This is a genomic window from Nocardia sp. NPDC004260 (genome assembly GCF_053603155.1).
The window spans coordinates 1-1,445 of sequence record NZ_JBSGEZ010000262.1; the positions used below are offsets into that span (position 1 = coordinate 1).

Sequence of the window (1,445 nt, forward strand, 5' to 3'; positions counted from 1 at the left end):
ACCGATCTTTTCGACCGGGCGACGGTGGAGAGTTTCGCGGCGCGGTTGTCGCGCATCCTCGCCGCCGTGGTCGCCGACGCCAACGCGCCGGTCGGCGATCTCGAACTGCTCGACGCCGCCGAACGGCACGACGTGCTGGCACGCTGGAACGCCACCGACCAGGCGGTCGACGCGGATGCGACGCTGGCCTCGCTGCTCGACGCCACCGTCGCGGCGGACCCGCGCTCAACGGCGCTGGTCGCGGACGCGGTCGATGGTGAGCGGGTCGAGCTGACCTACGCCGAACTCGATGTTCGGGTGAATCGTCTTGCGCGGCATCTGATTTCGCTGGGTGTCGGTCCGGAGTCGCGGGTGGCGCTGGCGTTGCGTCGCTCCGTTGATTTGGTCGTGGCGATGTATGCGGTGGCGAAGTCCGGTGGTGCGTATGTGCCGGTGGATCCGGATCAGGCTGCCGAGCGGACCAGCTACATCCTGGAGACGGCGGCACCGGTTTGTGTGCTGACGAATGTCGATGCGAAGTTCGAGACCGATGTCGCGCCGGTGGTGCGGATCGACGAAATCGACTTGTCGGGTGTCGATGCGACGCCGGTCGCTGATGCCGATCGGGTGGGACCGTTGCGTCCGGAGAACACGGCGTATGTGATCTTCACGTCTGGTTCGACGGGTCGCCCGAAGGGTGTGGCTGTTTCGCATGGCGCGATCGCGAACCAGTTGCAGTGGAAGAACGTCGAGTTCGGGCTCGACGCGGCGGATGCGATTCTGCTGAAGACGGCGGCGACGTTCGACTTGTCGGTGTGGGAGTTCTGGTCGGCCGCTGTCTGTGGCGGTCGCCTGGTCATCGCCTCACCCGACGGTCACCGTGATCCGGCGTACCTCAACGAACTCATGGCCCAGGAATGGGTTACCACGCTGCACGTCGTCCCGTCGATGCTGGACGCGCTGTTGACCGCCGGTATGCCGGATTCGCTGTGGCGGGTGCTGGCGATCGGTGAAGCCCTTCCGGGTGCGTTGGCGCAGCGGTTCCTGCGTGAGTATTCGCGTACCGAGTTGTTCAATCTGTACGGTCCGACCGAGGCGGCGGTGTCCATCACCAGCCACCGGGTCGGTGATGCCGACCGGGTTTCGGTTCCCATCGGTGCGCCGGTGTGGAACAGCCGGGTGTTTGTGCTGGATGGGCGTTTGCGTCCGGTTCCGGTGGGTGTGTCGGGTGAGTTGTATTTGGCTGGTGCGCAGTTGGCGCGTGGTTACTTCGGTCGTGCGGATCTGACCGCTGACCGGTTCGTGGCCAACCCGTTCCAGCCCGGTGCGCGGATGTACCGCACCGGTGACTTGGTGGCGTGGACCAGCGCGGGTGAACTCGAGTATCGGGGTCGTACGGATTTCCAGGTGAAGATTCGTGGTTTCCGTATCGAGTTGGGTGAGATCGAAGCCGCGCTGCTCGCGCT

At 65.2% G+C, this 1,445-nt stretch carries 1 protein-coding gene; it reads left to right on the plus strand.

The window, feature by feature from the left end; all coding sequences use genetic code 11:
• Nucleotides 1-1,445, plus strand: a 1,445-nt coding sequence (locus ACWEO7_RS39500) for a non-ribosomal peptide synthetase (protein WP_452430962.1), incomplete at both ends; no start/stop codon positions are given.